Consider the following 15,477-nt stretch of genomic DNA (forward strand, 5'->3'; position numbering starts at 1 on the left):
AAAATTTATAATATAAAACATGCGAATATGCTATGATTCAACTCAGCAGCACCCTAAGCTCTTTTTAAGATTCCAGATTCACCCACACACACCATGGTTGGCGCTAGCGCAACCATAAATTTATTAAGGATTTTTCACATGAAATTGAAATTTATCGTTGCTGGCCTGTTGACCGCTATTTCCTTCGGCGCTTTCGCTGCAGACCAAACCGTTGTTTTGGACCTGAGCCCAGCTGCAGCTAACACCTTCAGCTCGACTGTTCCTGGCGATGGCGTACTGTCTGGCGGCCTGGACGTGATCTCCTTCGCTGGCCTGAATGCTGGCGTGTACAACATCGATATCACGCTGAGCGGCCAGAACCTGACCTTCAGCGACCTGACCAACCTGAACGGTTTTGTGGCAAGCGATGTTATCAACAGTGGCAAGTTCCACTTCGTTGGCGTTTCGTTGACCGGCCCTTCGCCATTCACGTTGAACCTGATGGGTACCGCCCTGGCCGGCGCCAAGTACAGCGGTGAAGTGACCATCTCCGCCGTACCAGAACCAGAAACCTACGGCATGCTGCTGGGCGGCCTGGCACTGATGGGTGTTGTTGCTCGTCGCAAAGCTAAAAAAGCAGCCTAAGTTTTAGCCGCTTGAAAAAAAACCCGCGCAAGCGGGTTTTTTTTCGTCCGGCTTTTCGTCCGGGATGGGTCGCTGTGCAACCTGCCGGGGCCGGCGCCATCGCGGCGCCGGCCCCGGCCACCGGTTCAGCGCGCCACGCGGCGGAAGTCGCGGAAGCGGAAGCCCATGGCGAACAGGGCGCCGAAGTACACCAGGCCGCACAGGCAGACCACCAGCAGCAGCGCGCCGGCGCGCAGCAGCGCGTGGCTCTGCATGCCCAGCCAGTCGATGCGGGCGGCGCAGAACCAGCCGCTGGCGCCCATCGCGCCGCAGGCCAGCAGCAGCTTGCCGGTAAACAGCGCCCAGCCCGGTTTGGGCGTGTACACGCCGCGCTTGCGCAGGCCCCGGTAGAGGAAGGTGGCGTTCAGGCAGGCGCCCAGGCCGATCGACAGGGCCAGGCCGGCCACCGCGATGTAGGGCACGAACAGCAGGTTCATCAACTGGGTCGCCAGCAACACACCCAGCGCGATCTTCACCGGCGTGCGGATGTCCTGCTTGGCGTAGAAGGCCGGCGCCAGCGTCTTGACTAAAATGATGCCGATCAGGCCGGCGCTGTAGGCGATCAGCGGCTGCGCCGACATGGTCACCGCCTCGGCGCTGAATTTACCGTAGTGGAACAGCGTGGCGATCAGCGGCACCGCCAGCGTGGCCAGGCCGACGGCCGCCGGCAGCGCCAGCAGGAAGGTCAGACGCAGGCCCCAGTCCAGCAGCGAGGAGTATTCCTCCGGATCGCCGTCGGCGTTCGCCTTCGACAGGCTGGGCAACAGGATGGTGCCCAGCGCCACGCCCAGCAGGGCGGTGGGGAACTCCATCAGGCGGTCGGCGTAGGACAGCCAGGAGATGCTGCCCTCGGCCAGACGCGAGGCGATGCTGGTGTTGATCATCAGGCTGATCTGCGCCGCCGAGACGGCGAACACGGCCGGCCCCATCTTCTTCAGCACGCGGCGCACGCCGGGGTCGCGCAGGCCGACGGCGGGGTTCAGCGACAGGCGCGGCAGCATGCCGATCTTGATCAGCGCCGGAATCTGCAGGCCCACCTGCAGCAGGCCGCCGACGAACACGGCGATGGCCATGGCGTAGATCGGCTGCGCCAGGTGCGATTGCAGCAGCAGCGAGGCGGCGATGAAGCTCAGGTTCAGCAGTACCGGCGTGAAGGCCGGGATCTTGAACTGGCGCCAGGTGTTGAGGATGCCGCCCGACAAGGCCACGAAGGACATGAAACTAATATAGGGGAACATCAGGCGGGTCATCCAGACCGCCGCGTCGAAGGCGTCCGGCTGCTTGCTCAAGCCGGTGGCGATCAGGTAGACGAACAGCGGCGCACCGAGAATGCCCAGCGCGCTCACCAGCAGCGTGGCCCAGACCAGGGTGGTGGCGACGTGGTCGGCCAACGTCTTGCTGGCCTCCTGGCCGTGCTGCACCTTGTATTCCGACAGGATGGGCACGAAGGCCTGCGAGAAGGCGCCCTCGGCGAACAGGCGGCGCAACAGGTTGGGAATGCGGAAGGCGACGATGAAGGCGTCGGTGTAGGCGCCGGCGCCGAAGGCGCGGGCGAACAGGGTTTCGCGCAGCAGACCGGTGACGCGGGACAACATGGTCATGCTGGAGATGGCGGCTAGGGTTTTGAGCAAGTTCATGGGGCGAGATTATAGCGGGCGGGTGGCGCCGGCAGCGGTCGCGCGGCGGGAAAAGTTGTCGTAATTTACTCACCCGAGGTGGCCGGAGCAGCACTTTTCTGATTTTTGATTTGCCCAGTGCTAAAAACATCGCTATAATCGAAGGCTGTACAGAATTCTGTTACGCAGACACTAATGTTTGGCAGGCACTGGTTTGGCACACATGGTTCGGCAGACGCACTGAACGCACCTGTTTGACAAACAATAATGTTTGCAAACGCACTTTGACCCCGTTTTAGGAAATTCCATGGCAAATACCGCACAAGCGCGCAAACGCGCTCGTCAAGCAGTCAAGCAAAACGCTCACAACTCGTCCCAGCGTTCGACCCTGCGCACGGCTATCAAAGCTGTTCGTAAAGCGATCCAAGGCGGCGACAAAGCAGCAGCAACCGCAATCTTCCAAGCATCCGTGTCGAAAATCGACAGCATTGCTGACAAGAAGATCATCCACAAAAACAAGGCAGCTCGCCATAAGAGCCGTCTGGCAGCTGCTTTGAAAGCACTGGCCGCTTAATTTACGCCGCTTGCGGCCCCGGCCGCAACCGTAGCTAAGCAAGAACCCGCCTGACCTTGGTCAGCGCGGGTTTTTTCGCATGCGCCGCCGATTTCCAGGGCGCCCGCAAACCCGCAAACCAGGGGTCTGACCCCATACGGGGTCAGACCCCGCGGCGTAGCGCCTTGCGGGGTAAAGGGCGGCCGGCCCCGACTCTCAGCGCGCCGGCGGCAGGTTGCCGATCAGCATGCCCGGCTTGATGTGCTTCTGTTTGAACCAGCCCAGGTTCATCTCCAGCGCGTAGCGCACCGCCACCGCCTTGCTCGAGCAATGGTTGTCCAGCGTCTGCGCCTGCATGTCCTCGATGTTGACGATCTTGCCGGCGGCGTCGATGAAGGCCACCGACAGCGGCAGCAGGGTGTTCTTCATCCACATGCATTGGGTGGCCGGCGCGTCGAAGACGAACAGCATGCCGGCGTTCGGCGCCATCTTGTTGCGGAACATCAGGCCCTGTTCGCGCTGCGCCTCGCTGGCGGCCACCTCGGCCTTGATCAAATGCATGCCGGCGCTCAGCTCGACGCTGGCGAAGCGGGTCTGGGCGGCGGCGGGGCCGGCGCCCGCCATCAGGGCGGCGGCGCCGAGGGTGGCGAGGAGTGTTTTCATGGTGCTCGGGTGGGGGAGGGCGGAAAGCGCCGATTAAGCCATGCCGGCCGCCCAGCGTCAAGCGTGCGCGCGGCGCGGCGGTGAAATTGCGGACGTAAAAAAAGGCAGGACGCGCCTGCCTTCTTGTGCTGCCGGAACGACGATTACTTGGCGGCCGGAGCCGAAGCTTCTGCCGATGCCGATGCCGAAGCTGCCTTCTTGGCTTTTTTGGCTTTCTTAGCTTTAGGGGCCGATGCCTCAGCCGATGCCGACGCTGCCGGGGCAGATGCCATGGCCGAAGCGGATGCGGATGCCGCTGGAGCAGCGGCGAAAGCGGAAGCGGCGAACAGGGATGCGACCAGAGCAGCGATGATTTTGGACATGTTGAATTCCTTTGGCAGTTTAAGAAAACAGCGATTCAGATGAATCTGGCTCATTAACGCGGGCCGGAAATTGTCCGTTGACATGTTTTTTCAAGAAAAATTTAAATAATCCGAAGTATTTCTTGTTGCATTGCATCATATTTTTGCCGGTCCCGGCGCCTGTCTGCAGTGGTGTCGGACCGCGAACAGTGCAGCAAAGCGAAGGAAGTTTTGTTTGTTGCGCGGCGTTACTTGCCCAGCTCGGCCGCCGTCACCCTGGTCCATTCGCCCGGCAGCAGCGGGTGGCTGGCCAGCGAAATGGCGCCGATGGCGCTGCGCACCAGCCGCAGGGTGGGTAGGCCGACCGCCGCCGTCATGCGCCGCACTTGGCGGTTCTTGCCCTCCTGCAGGGTGATGGCCAGCCAGCTGGTGGCTTGCTCGGCGCGGCTGCGGATAGGCGGGTTGCGCGGCCATAGCCAGGCCGGCTCGGCGATGCGCACCGCCTTGCACGGCTTGGTGGTGAAGTCGCCCAGGTCGAGCGGCGCCTGCAGCCGCGCCAGGCTGGCCGCGTCGGCCACGCCGTCGACCTGCACCAGATAGGTCTTGGCTTGCTTGTGGTCGGGGTGGGCGATGCTGTGCTGCAGCCTGCCGTCGTCGGTCAGCAGCAGCAGGCCCTCGCTGTCGGCGTCGAGCCGGCCGGCCGGGTAGACGTTGGGAATGCTGACGTAGTCGGCCAGGGTGGCGCGCCCGTCCTGGCGGGAGAATTGGCAGAGCACCTGGAAGGGCTTGTTAAATAGAATCAGAGACATGCTTATATAGGGTCAAATGTGGTGTAGGCTTATGTGCCAGTGTCGTGCCAGTGTCGTAAAACCGTAGCGCCTAGTAAAATACTCGTGCATAATGTGAAACGCCTGTCTTATGTCTTATAGAAGAGTAAAGACGACCCGTACCAAATTGGCAACCAATTCAGATTGCAGATCTAGCCCGGCGGCGCATACCCTTGCTGCTTGCTGAGCGTCCCACTTCGGAGAACACGATGTATCAACATATCAAAGTACCTGCTGACGGCCAAAAAATCACCGTCAATGCCGATTTTTCCCTGAATGTACCAGATAACCCTATCGTTCCCTACATCGAGGGTGACGGCACCGGTGTCGACATCAGCCCGGTGATGATCAAAGTGGTCGACGCGGCCGTGGCCAAAGCCTACGCCGGCAAGCGCAAGATCAGCTGGATGGAAATTTTCGCCGGCGAAAAGTCGACCACCGTGTACGGTCCCGACGTCTGGCTGCCGGAAGAAACCCTGCAAGTGCTGAAGGACTACGTGGTCTCGATCAAGGGCCCGCTGACCACCCCGGTCGGCGGCGGCATCCGTTCGCTCAACGTCGCCCTGCGCCAGCAGCTCGACCTGTACGTCTGCCTGCGTCCAGTGCGCTACTTCACCGGCGTGCCTTCGCCAGTGAAAGAGCCAGAGAAGACCGACATGGTCATCTTCCGTGAGAACTCGGAAGACATCTACGCCGGTATCGAGTACCAGCAAGGCACCGAAGGCGTCAAGAAACTGATGGACTTCCTGATCAAGGAAATGGGCGTCACCAAGATCCGCTTCCCGGAAACCTCGGGCCTGGGCATCAAGCCTGTGTCGATCGAAGGCACCCAGCGTCTGGTGCGCAAGGCGATCCAGTACGCCATCGACAACGACAAGCCGTCGGTCACCATCGTCCACAAGGGCAACATCATGAAGTACACCGAAGGTGGCTTCCGTGACTGGGCCTACGAGCTGGCGCAAAAGGAATTCGGTGCCGAGCTGATCGATGGCGGCCCATGGTGCAAGTTCAAGAACCCGAAGACCGGCCGCGACATCATCGTCAAGGATTCGATCGCCGACGCGTTCCTGCAACAGATCCTGCTGCGTCCAGCCGAGTACAGCGTCATCGCCACCCTGAACCTGAACGGCGACTACATCTCCGACGCGCTGGCGGCACAAGTGGGCGGCATCGGCATCGCGCCGGGCGCCAACCTGTCGGACTCCGTGGCGATGTTCGAAGCGACCCACGGCACCGCGCCTAAGTACGCCGGCAAGGACTATGTGAACCCGGGTTCGCTGATCCTGTCGGCCGAAATGATGCTGCGCCACATGGGCTGGCTGGAAGCGGCCGACCTGCTGATCTCGTCGATGCAGAATTCGATCGCCTCCAAGCGCGTCACCTACGACTTCGCCCGCCTGATGGAAGGCGCGACCCAAGTGTCGTGCTCCGGCTTCGGCGACGTGATGATCGAACACATGTAATCAACGTCGAGCCTGGCTCAACGCAAAACCCCGTCCTCGTTCGAGGGCGGGGTTTTTTGCTTTGCGGGAGCCAAAGTTTGCGCCATGGTGATGTCCGCCGCAGGGCGATGGCTTACGATTTACCGTACAAACGATAAATGAGGCGGCAGCCACCCTTGTATGTACAATCAATCGATGCCGCTCGACTTTGATCCGAGCAAGGATGGGATCAATCGGAAGAAGCACGGCATCTCGCTGGCCGAGGCCGGGCGGCTGGATTGGCCGTCGGCGCTGATCTGGCACGATGCGCGCGTCGATTACCGGGAGGACCGGTATGGCGCCTACGGCCTTATTGGCGAGCGGGTCTATTGCGTCGCTTTTGTACTGCGCGGCGGCGTCAGGCGCATTATCAGTCTGAGGAGGGCCAATCTCAGGGAGGTGAGAAGATATGTCAGTGAAACAAGCTAAGATCATTATGCCGAGCCCTGCGGAGGATGTCGCGATCACGGCGGCCGCGCTGGACGACCCGGACGCACTGCCGCTGACCGACGAGGAAATGGATCGTCTGATCCCGAGGCGCGGCCAAGGTCGGCCCGCGTTGGCCGCAGCCAAGGTGGCCACCAGTGTGCCGCTGGACCCGCGCGTGCTGGCCGCATTCAAGGCCGCCGGCCCCGGGTGGCAGAGCCGGATCAACGATGCCTTGGTGGAATGGGCCGACGCGCACGGCATGTTGGGCGAGCGCTAGTCTGTCTAAAAAATACCACGGTGGCGCGCCGGCGCGGCGCGAAAAACCGGCCCGCGCCGCCGCTCGGGCCGCCGCCGGAATGCGCGGCGGGGATGCCGGCGGCGCACTGTGGCACGACCCGGCGTTCATCCTACGCAACACTCTGGCACAACAGCGGGACGAAAAAAAACCCCGCGGGGCGGGGTTTTCACTTCCGGTGCTGAACGACTTAAGCAGCTTGGATGTTGGAAGCTTGCTTGCCTTTAGGGCCTTGCGTGACTTCGAACTGGACTTTTTGACCTTCTTTGAGGGTCTTGAAACCGTTCATGTTGATTGCGGAGAAGTGCGCGAACAAGTCTTCGCCGCCGTCATCTGGAGTGATGAAGCCAAAACCTTTGGAATCATTGAACCACTTAACTGTACCTGTTGCCATAAAAAGAACCTTCAAATAAAAACGAATCACACGAGCCATAAAAGCAAGAAGCTTCTTGCCCCCTCCTCACGCCTCACTTCTCATCAGCGCTAGCACAAATTCGCTAGTCCGATAACGCATTGTTGGCGGAACAATTTTTAAAGTCAAGCGCTTTTGTAAGCATTTTGCTATTTTTCCGACAATTGGCAGGAAAGCAACTCTTGAATTTATCGATAGGGGCGCCATCTGCGCACAGTCCAGAAAGCGCGTAAGATGGAAAACAATTGAATCGCGCAGTGAAATGCGCATTGCATCAACCACGAAAGCATTAGAATATAAGCGTATGGCAACCAAGCATGACACCGAAACACTGCTGGAGCGGCAAACGCTGAAGCCGCCACCCCTCTACCAGGTGGCGCTGCTCAACGATGACTACACGCCGATGGAATTCGTCGTCGCCATCATCCAGGAGTATTTCAACAAGGACCGCGAAACGGCGACGCAAATCATGCTCAGCGTGCATCGCTACGGCAAGGGGGTGTGCGGCGTCTTTTCCAAAGACATAGCCTGTACCAAAGTGGAGTTCGTTTTAACGCATGCGCGCAAGGCGGGGCATCCCCTGCAGTGCGTGATGGAGGAAGTATGATTGCGCAGGAATTAGAAGTAAGTTTGCACATGGCGTTTGTCGAAGCCCGACAGGCACGGCACGAATTCATCACGGTGGAGCACTTGCTGCTGGCGCTGCTCGACAATCCGTCGGCGGCCGAGGTGCTGCGTGCTTGCGCCGTCAATATCGAGGATCTGCGCAAGACCCTGACCAACTTCATCGGTGACAACACGCCGACGGTGCCCGGCACGGGCGAGGTCGACACCCAGCCCACGCTCGGTTTCCAGCGCGTCATCCAGCGCGCCATCATGCACGTCCAGTCGGCCTCGAACGGCAAGAAGGAGGTCACCGGCGCCAACGTGCTGGTGGCCATCTTCGGCGAGAAGGACTCGCACGCGGTCTACTACCTGCACCAGCAGGGCGTGACCCGCCTCGACGTGGTCAACTTCATCTCGCACGGCGTGCGCAAGGACCAGTCGGCCGACAGCGCCAAGGCCTCCGAGGGCGTTGAAGAGGGCGCGCCGGGCGGCGAGGGGCAGACCAAGGAAAGCCCGCTCGACCAGTTCACGCAGAACCTGAACAAGGCCGCCGCCGACGGCAAGATCGATCCGCTGATCGGCCGCGAGGACGAGGTCGACCGCGTCATCCAAATCCTCTGCCGCCGCCGCAAGAACAATCCGCTGCTGGTCGGCGAGGCCGGTGTCGGCAAGACCGCCATCGCCGAGGGCCTGGCCCTGCGCATCACGCAGAACGACGTGCCGGAGATCCTGCAGAACGCCGTCGTCTACTCGCTCGACATGGGCGCGCTGCTGGCCGGCACCAAGTACCGCGGCGACTTCGAGCAGCGCCTGAAGGCCGTCCTCAAGCAGTTGAAGGACAACCCGAACGGCATCCTGTTCATCGACGAGATCCACACCATCATCGGCGCCGGCTCGGCCTCGGGCGGCACGCTCGACGCCTCCAACCTGCTGAAACCGGCGCTGGCCAACGGCCAGTTGAAGTGCATCGGCGCCACCACCTACACCGAGTTCCGTGGCGTGTTCGAGAAGGACCACGCGCTGAGCCGCCGCTTCCAGAAGGTCGACGTCAACGAGCCGACCGTCGAGCAGACCGTGCAGATCCTGCGCGGCCTCAAGTCGCGCTTCGAGGAGCACCACGGCGTCAAGTACTCCGCCTCGGCGCTGTCCACGGCGGCCGAGCTGGCGGCCCGCTTCATCAACGACCGCCACCTGCCCGACAAGGCGATCGACGTCATCGACGAGGCCGGCGCAGCGCAGCGCATCCTGCCCAAATCGAAGCAGAAGAAAACCATCGGCAAGGCCGAGATCGAGGACATCATCGCCAAGATCGCCCGCATCCCGCCGCAGACCGTCAACCAGGACGACCGCAGCAAGCTGCAGACCATCGACCGCGACCTGCGCAACGTGGTGTTCGGCCAGGACCCGGCGATCGACGCGCTGGCCTCGGCCATCAAGATGGCGCGCGCCGGCCTGGGCAAGACCGACAAGCCGATCGGCTCCTTCCTGTTCTCCGGTCCGACCGGCGTCGGCAAGACCGAGGTGGCCAAGCAGCTCGCCTTCATCATGGGCATCGAGTTGATCCGCTTCGACATGTCCGAGTACATGGAGCGCCACGCCGTCAGCCGCCTGATCGGCGCGCCGCCGGGTTATGTCGGCTTCGACCAGGGCGGTCTGCTGACCGAGGCGATCACCAAGAAGCCGCACGCCGTGCTGCTGCTCGACGAGATCGAGAAGGCCCATCCGGACATCTTCAACATCCTGTTGCAGGTGATGGACCACGGCACGCTGACCGACAACAACGGACGCAAGGCCGACTTCCGCAACGTGATCATCATCATGACCACCAACGCGGGCGCCGAGAGCCTGCAGAAGACCTCGATCGGCTTCACCAACTCGAAAGAGGCGGGCGACGAGATGGCCGACATCAAGCGCATGTTCACGCCGGAGTTCCGCAACCGCCTGGACGCCACCATCAGCTTCCGCGCCCTCAACGAGGACGTGATCCTGCGTGTGGTCGACAAGTTCCTGATGCAGCTGGAAGAGCAGCTGCACGAGAAAAAGGTCGAGGCCATCTTCACCGAGAAGCTGCGCAAGTTCCTCTCGAAGAAGGGTTTCGACCCGCTGATGGGGGCGCGGCCGATGTCGCGCCTGATCCAGGACATGATCCGCAAGGCGCTGGCCGACGAGCTGCTGTTCGGCCGTCTGGTGAGCGGCGGCCGGGTCACCGTCGACCTCGACGAGAAGGACCAGGTCAAGCTGGAGTTCCCCGAGTCCGACCCGGCGCCGACCCTGCCGCCGGAGACGGTGGAAGTGGAATAAGTTGTTCGCCCGGCCGCTGCGGCGGCTGGCCAAAAGCCCGCGACATGCAAATGTGGCGGGTTTTTTTCTGTGCGTCTTTTCGTCTTTTCAACCCCGTCGGGCCCGCCGCGCCGACCCTTTTTTATTCGTACCCATGAGTGATCAAGCAAGCGCAAACCGGCTGGAGCAAGAGGGCCTGCAGCTATTCGAGGCGGGACAATACGAGGCGGCGGCGCAGAAGTACCAGCACGCGCTGGCGCTGGCCGACCCCGGCTACTGGCGCCTGGCCGACTACCACGGCGCCTACGCCTGCGTGCTCGGCGCGTTGGACCGCCAGGCCGAGGCGCGCACGCAGCTGGAGCTGGCGCTGGCCGCCGAGCTGGCCCAGGGCGCGGCGCAGAACAGCCAGGGCGTGCTGATCGCCCGCTACTTCCTGGCCGACCACATGGTGCGCTGCGGCGAGCCGCAACTGGCCCTGCAGGCGCTGGAAACGGCCCTGCAGCACGCGCCGGACCACTGGTTGGTGCGCATGGTGCAGGCCGAGGCGCTGGCCGCGCTGGGCCGCGTGGAAGAGGCCCGGCTGGCCGCCGAGGCCTGCTTCGCCAACGTCGCCTCGGAGGAGAAGCGCGCCGAGCTGCGCGCCCGCCTGCAGGCCATCCTCGAGGCGGCGCCGGCCTGAGCGGCACCGGCCGCGCGTGTCCCGAGTTGCCTGCGCGTTGAGGAATCAACGCGACACTACACTAGATGCCGGCCAGGCTCCTGAACTGGGCGGCGCGGCGGCGCGACACCTCCACCATCTGCTCGTCGCGCAGCAGCAGGGCTAGGCCGCCGGCCTCGACCGGCCGCACCTGGCGCACGAAGTCGAGGTTGACGATGTGGCGCCGGTTGGCGCGGAAGAAGCGCGCCGGGTCGAGCTTCTCCTCCAACTGGCTGAGCGAGCGCAGCATCAGCGGCCGCTCGCCGTCGAAGTAGACCCGCGTGTAGTTGCCCTCCGATTCGAACAGGCGGATCTGTTCGAGCCCGACGAACCAGCAGCGCTCGCCGTCCTTGATGAACAGCTTGCCCCAGCCGGGCGCGGCGGCGGTGCTGGCCGGCCGGTCCGAACCGCCGCCGGCGCGCCGCAGGGCGGCGGCCAGGCGGGCCGCCTGGATCGGCTTGGGCAGGTAGTCGAGCGCGCTGACCTCGAAGGCGCGGATGGCGTACTGGTCGAAGGCGGTGGTGAAGATCACCTGTGGCGCCGTGTCGAGCGCGGCCAGCAGGTCGAAGCCGCTGCCGCCGGGCATCTGCACGTCGAGGAAGACCAGCTCGGGCCGCAGCGCGGCGATCTGCGCCAGCGCGTCGACCGCGTTGACCGCCTCGCCGACGATCTCCACCTCGGGATGGGCCGTCAGCAGGCGGCGCAGCTCGGCCCGCGCCAGCCGCTCGTCGTCGACCAGCAGCGCGCGGATCACGCCGCCTCCGGCAGGGTCAGCGTGGCGCGCACCCAGCCGGCGTGCTCGCTCAGGTCGAGCCGGGCGGCGCCGCCCAGGGCCAGCGCCAGCCGCTTGCGCGTGTTGACCAGGCCCACCTTGGTCGAATTGGCCAAGGGCAGGATGGCGCCGGCGTTGCCGATCTCGATGTCGACCATGCCGTCGCGGCGGCCGACGCGGATGCGGATCTCGCTGCCGTCCGGATTGCTCTCGACGCCGTACTTGACGGCGTTCTCCACCAGCGTCTGCAAGGCCATCGGCGGAATGCGTACCCGCTCCAGGCCCGCCTCAAGCTCGAGCGAGACGCGCATGCGTTCCTCGAAGCGGATCTTCTCGATCGCCAGATAGGCCTGCACCGCCTCCAGCTCGTCGGCCAGCGGCACCGTGTCGGCCTGGCCGGACTGCAGCGCGTAACGCATCATGCTGGCCAGCTGGTCGATCATCTGCGCGGCGGCGTGTTGGTCCTGGTAGATCAGCGCGCGCACGCTGTTCATGCTGTTGAAGAAGAAGTGCGGATTGACCTGCGCCTGCAGCGCGCGTAGCTCGGTGTCCTTGGCCTGCACCTCCAGCCGCAGCGCCTCGGCCTCGAAGCGGTTGGCGCGGCGCAGCGCCAGCGCCGACAAGTAGCACACCGTCCAGGCGCCGAGTATGCCGCCCCAGAACATCATCGAGATCGGCAACCAGGCCAGGCCGGTAATGGCTTGCTTCTGCAGCAGGGCGATCGACGCCGCCACGCTAAGCGCCTGCACCAACCCGAGCACCAGCAGGCCGGCCAGCAGGCGGCGCCAAAGCGGCTTGGGCGAGGCCCAACCGCGCCGCTTGATCTGGCCATGCCACAGATGGCTCAGCAGCAGTCCGCTGAACGAGCACCACCAGCACACCGCCGCCACGCCTTGGCGGTTGACCACCTGGCTGTACAGCATCAAGTTGAACACGGCCACGGCACCCCAGCCGGCCAGTTGGAAGATCCAGTACCAGTTGAGGCGGGCGAGCAGGGGGCGCTGATGTGGCGTCATGTCGTTACTTAATGAATTGGTCGATGCGATCATACATCCAGGCCGGATCGTCGTACATGATGAAGTGGCGGGCGCTGTCGCTCAGCTCGATCTTCACGCCGGCCAGCTGTTGATACTGCTGGCGGAAAGTGGCCTCCAACGCGGCCTTCGGCGCATAGTCCTTGTAGGCGATCCAGGTGCCCAGCACCAGCGTCGGCGCCTTGATGCGGGCGATGTCCTGGCGCAGGTCGTCGGCCAGCATCTGCGCCATCGCCTCGATGACGCTGGCGCGGTCGGAGCGCTGGCCCCAGCCGGCGATGCGCTCGACGTCGGCCGGCTGGCTGGCCATGGTGCGCAGCGACTGCATCTGGCTGGCGCGGAAGGCGGCCGGCTCCTGCCGCAGCATGTTCTCGCGCATGCCGGCGGCCATCTGGCGCAGCTGCTCGCCGCTCATGCTGGGCACCTGGATCGCGCCCAGCGCCGGCAGCGAATCGACCACCACCAGGCGGCCGACCTGCTCGGGATGGTCGCTGGCCAGCTTGAGGCCGACGAAGCCGCCCAGGCTGTGGCCGATGACCAGCGGCTGGGCCAGGCCCTGCTCGCGGATGTAGTCGCTCAGCTGCCGCTCGACGCTGGCCAGCAGCGGCGTGTCGATCGCCGGCACGCCGGCGAAGCCGGCCAAGGTCAGCACATGGCACTGGCGTTGCTGCCGCGCGCAGTAGTGCTGCACGGTGCCGTCCCACACCTGGCCGGCGGACGCCAGGCCGGGAATCAGGATGACGGCCTGGCCCTTGCCGCTGACCTCGACCTGGAACGCGGGGTGGGCGGTCGGCTGGGTCGCGGCCTGCGCTGGGGAATGGGCCAGCAGCAGGCCGGCGATGGTGGCGAGCAGTTTGCGGATCGGTGAGCAGTGCATGCGGTGTCTCCTTGCTTGGGATGACGCATGCTATCGACGCGCGGCGGCGCCCGCCAGCGGCGCCGGACCAGCGGTAGAAAACGAGGATGAGCGGCGCGCTTGGGCTGGCTGCGGGCGGTCCGGCGCGCCCGCTTCGGTTGCCGTTGCGTTCGCGGCTAGTCCGGCTGCTGCTCGGCGCGCAGCTTGCGCCACAGCGTGGTGCGGCTGATGCCGAGGTGCTCGGCGGCGGCGTCGCGCCGGCCGCCGAAGCGGGCCAGCACCTGTGTCGCGCTCTCCGGCGCGGCGGCCGACGGCATCGCCACCGCAGTTGTGCCTGCTGCCGTTGGCGTGGCGAAAGGCAGGGCGGGCGTGGCGGCGCCAGCCAACCCCGGCGCGAACGGCGCGTTGGACGGTGTGAAGGCGCCGCCGCCGGCCAGCAGCTCCGGCGCCACGCCGGCGACGAAGGCCGGCGTCAGCGCCTGCAGCGGTTCGGCCGCCAGGTATAGCGCCAGCCGCTCGGTCAGGTTGCGCAGCTCGCGCACGTTGCCCGGCCAGTCGTAGCGCCGCAGCAGCGGCGCGCAGGCCAGCACCTCGGCGTGCAGGTTCGGATGCGGCCGCGCGCCCAGCGCCGCCAGCGCGTTCTTCAGCGACCATTCGGCCAGCACCACCACGTCGTCCTGGCGCGCGCGCAGCGGCGGCAGCGCCAGGCGCAGCACGGCCAGCCGGTAGAACAGGTCGGCGCGGAAGCGGCCCTCGCGCACGCGCTGCTCCAGGTCGCAGTGGGTGGCGCTGATGATGCGCACGTTGACGGCGATCGGCCGCGTGCCGCCGACCCGCACCACCTCGCGCTCCTCCAACACGCGCAGCAGCCGCGTTTGCAGGGTCAGCGGCATCTCGCCGATCTCGTCGAGGAACAGCGTGCCCCGGTTGGCCGCCTCGAACAGGCCGGCGTGGCCGCCGCGCCGGGCGCCGGTGAAGGCGCCTTCCTCGTGGCCGAACAATTCGGACTCCAGCAGCGACTCGGCGATGGCGCCGCAGTTGACCGCCACGAAGGGCCGGTTCTGCCCGAGGATGCGCGGACTCTCGCGGTGGATCGCCTGCGCCACCAATTCCTTGCCGCAGCCCGTCTCGCCCTGGATCAGCACCGTCGCCGGCGACTTCGCGTACAGCACCACCGACTGGCGCAGCGCCTCCATCGCCGCCGATTCGCCGCGCAGGTCGTTCAGGCCGTGCTTGGCGCGCAGCGTGTCGGCCACCACCACGCGGCGGCTGCGGCCGGCCTCCAGCTGGGTCAGGCGGGCCATCTCCAGCGCGTCGTCGAAGGCCTGGCGGATCGAGGCGGCCGAGTAGACGAACACCCCGGTCAGCCCGGCCTCCTCGGCCAGGTCGGTGATCAAGCCGGCGCCGACGATGGCCTGGACGCCGGCCGCCTTCAGGTCGTTGATCTGCGCCCGCGCGTCCTCCTCGGTGGCGTAGGTGCGCTGGGCGATGGGGAAGCCGAAGGTGGCGGCGAATTCGGCCAGCTCCGGCATCGGGTCCTGGTAGGTGATCACGCCGATGCGCTCGGAGACGCGGCGCGCCCGCGCCAGCGCCTGCATCACGTCGAAGCCGCTGGCCTTGGCGATGATCACCGGCACCGACAGGCGGCCCTTCAAATACGCGCCGTTCGAGCCGGCGGCGATGACGGCGTCGCAGCGCTCGCTGGCCATGCGCTCGCGGATGTGGCGGGCGGCGTCGTCGAAGCCGAGGTTGATCGGCTCGATGGTGGCCAGGTCGTCGTATTCGAGGGTGATGTCGCGGAACAGGTCGAACAGGCGCGAGACGGAAACGGTCCAGATGACCGGCTTGTCGACGCTGTCGACGGGGAGTGGGGTGGCGTGGCGCATGTTTCAATTGTAATCCATTCGTGTTGCAGTGTTTCACGATGAAACAAGAATGAAACACGCTACAGT

At 64.6% G+C, this 15,477-nt stretch carries 17 protein-coding genes; 8 read left to right on the forward strand and 9 right to left on the reverse strand.

Translation table 11 applies throughout. The annotated features are described in order from the left end of the window. Positions 1–138 precede the first annotated feature (138 nt). Entirely contained in the window at positions 139–624 is a 486-nt protein-coding gene (locus tag BM252_RS09020; protein ID WP_093386483.1) for an FxDxF family PEP-CTERM protein, read from the forward strand. A 125-nt stretch (positions 625–749) separates the two neighbouring features. Here BM252_RS09020 and murJ read toward each other — a convergent pair whose 3' ends face one another. Then, positions 750–2,300 carry a murein biosynthesis integral membrane protein MurJ gene (murJ, locus tag BM252_RS09025; protein WP_093386486.1) on the reverse strand — a complete coding sequence of 517 codons (1,551 nt, stop codon included), beginning with the start codon at positions 2,298–2,300 and terminating at the stop codon, positions 750–752. 286 nt (positions 2,301–2,586) lie between these two features. Between murJ and rpsT the strand changes: the two genes are divergently transcribed. Next, a complete protein-coding gene (gene rpsT / locus BM252_RS09030; protein ID WP_093386488.1) occupies positions 2,587–2,853 on the forward strand; it encodes a 30S ribosomal protein S20 in 267 nt (88 codons plus the stop codon). A 195-nt stretch (positions 2,854–3,048) separates the two neighbouring features. Here rpsT and BM252_RS09035 read toward each other — a convergent pair whose 3' ends face one another. The 3 genes from BM252_RS09035 to BM252_RS09045 all read right to left on the reverse strand — a co-directional run bounded on the left by BM252_RS09035 (position 3,049) and on the right by BM252_RS09045 (position 4,645). After that, positions 3,049–3,495, reverse strand: a complete 447-nt coding sequence (locus BM252_RS09035; protein WP_093386491.1) for a DUF192 domain-containing protein — start codon at positions 3,493–3,495, stop codon at positions 3,049–3,051. 143 nt (positions 3,496–3,638) lie between these two features. After that, positions 3,639–3,857, reverse strand: coding sequence for a hypothetical protein (locus tag BM252_RS09040; protein WP_093386663.1), 219 nt, complete (start codon positions 3,855–3,857; stop codon positions 3,639–3,641). Between the two features lie 227 nt (positions 3,858–4,084). After that, positions 4,085–4,645, reverse strand: coding sequence for a pseudouridine synthase (locus BM252_RS09045; protein WP_093386493.1), 561 nt, complete (start codon positions 4,643–4,645; stop codon positions 4,085–4,087). 227 nt (positions 4,646–4,872) lie between these two features. Here BM252_RS09045 and icd point away from each other — a divergent pair, with 227 nt between their 5' ends. From icd to BM252_RS09060, 3 genes are all read left to right on the forward strand, one after another. Next, positions 4,873–6,126 (forward strand): NADP-dependent isocitrate dehydrogenase, encoded by a 1,254-nt coding sequence (gene icd / locus BM252_RS09050; protein WP_093386496.1) that lies wholly within the window; start codon positions 4,873–4,875, stop codon positions 6,124–6,126. A gap of 159 nt (positions 6,127–6,285) precedes the next feature. Continuing rightward, on the forward strand, positions 6,286–6,573 hold the full coding sequence (locus BM252_RS09055) for a BrnT family toxin (protein WP_245774166.1): 288 nt from the start codon (positions 6,286–6,288) through the stop codon (positions 6,571–6,573). Continuing rightward, positions 6,554–6,850: a BrnA antitoxin family protein gene (locus BM252_RS09060; protein WP_217429889.1), complete on the forward strand. Its 297-nt coding sequence runs from the start codon at positions 6,554–6,556 to the stop codon at positions 6,848–6,850. Before BM252_RS09055 ends, BM252_RS09060 begins: the two co-directional genes overlap by 20 nt. A 208-nt stretch (positions 6,851–7,058) precedes the next feature. Here BM252_RS09060 and cspE read toward each other — a convergent pair whose 3' ends face one another. Beyond that, on the reverse strand, positions 7,059–7,262 hold the full coding sequence (gene cspE / locus BM252_RS09065) for a transcription antiterminator/RNA stability regulator CspE (protein ID WP_010395943.1): 204 nt from the start codon (positions 7,260–7,262) through the stop codon (positions 7,059–7,061). A gap of 322 nt (positions 7,263–7,584) precedes the next feature. Between cspE and clpS the strand changes: the two genes are divergently transcribed. From clpS to BM252_RS09080, 3 genes are all read left to right on the forward strand, one after another. Beyond that, the gene (gene clpS, locus BM252_RS09070) at positions 7,585–7,887 is read left to right on the forward strand and encodes an ATP-dependent Clp protease adapter ClpS (protein ID WP_008446470.1); all 303 of its coding nucleotides are present in this window, start codon (positions 7,585–7,587) and stop codon (positions 7,885–7,887) included. Then, positions 7,884–10,187: an ATP-dependent Clp protease ATP-binding subunit ClpA gene (gene clpA, locus BM252_RS09075; protein ID WP_093386502.1), complete on the forward strand. Its 2,304-nt coding sequence runs from the start codon at positions 7,884–7,886 to the stop codon at positions 10,185–10,187. Before clpS ends, clpA begins: the two co-directional genes overlap by 4 nt. Before the next feature lie 133 nt (positions 10,188–10,320). Further along, positions 10,321–10,845, forward strand: coding sequence for a tetratricopeptide repeat protein (locus BM252_RS09080; RefSeq protein WP_093386505.1), 525 nt, complete (start codon positions 10,321–10,323; stop codon positions 10,843–10,845). A 61-nt stretch (positions 10,846–10,906) separates the two neighbouring features. On the opposite strand, the gene BM252_RS09085 is transcribed toward BM252_RS09080, so the two are convergent. From BM252_RS09085 to prpR, 4 genes are all read right to left on the reverse strand, one after another. Beyond that, positions 10,907–11,614, reverse strand: a complete 708-nt coding sequence (locus BM252_RS09085; RefSeq protein ID WP_093386669.1) for a LytR/AlgR family response regulator transcription factor — start codon at positions 11,612–11,614, stop codon at positions 10,907–10,909. Continuing rightward, positions 11,614–12,651: a sensor histidine kinase gene (locus BM252_RS09090; RefSeq protein ID WP_093386507.1), complete on the reverse strand. Its 1,038-nt coding sequence runs from the start codon at positions 12,649–12,651 to the stop codon at positions 11,614–11,616. The genes BM252_RS09085 and BM252_RS09090 overlap by 1 nt, the downstream gene beginning before the upstream one ends. Before the next feature lie 4 nt (positions 12,652–12,655). Beyond that, positions 12,656–13,546, reverse strand: a complete 891-nt coding sequence (locus BM252_RS09095) for an alpha/beta fold hydrolase (RefSeq protein ID WP_093386510.1) — start codon at positions 13,544–13,546, stop codon at positions 12,656–12,658. A 155-nt stretch (positions 13,547–13,701) separates the two neighbouring features. Then, a complete protein-coding gene (prpR, locus tag BM252_RS09100) occupies positions 13,702–15,411 on the reverse strand; it encodes a propionate catabolism operon regulatory protein PrpR (RefSeq protein ID WP_093386513.1) in 1,710 nt (569 codons plus the stop codon). Positions 15,412–15,477 lie beyond the last annotated feature (66 nt).

It is taken from the genome of Rugamonas rubra (assembly GCF_900114705.1).
GTDB classification, from domain to species: Bacteria; Pseudomonadota; Gammaproteobacteria; order Burkholderiales; family Burkholderiaceae_D; genus Rugamonas; species Rugamonas rubra.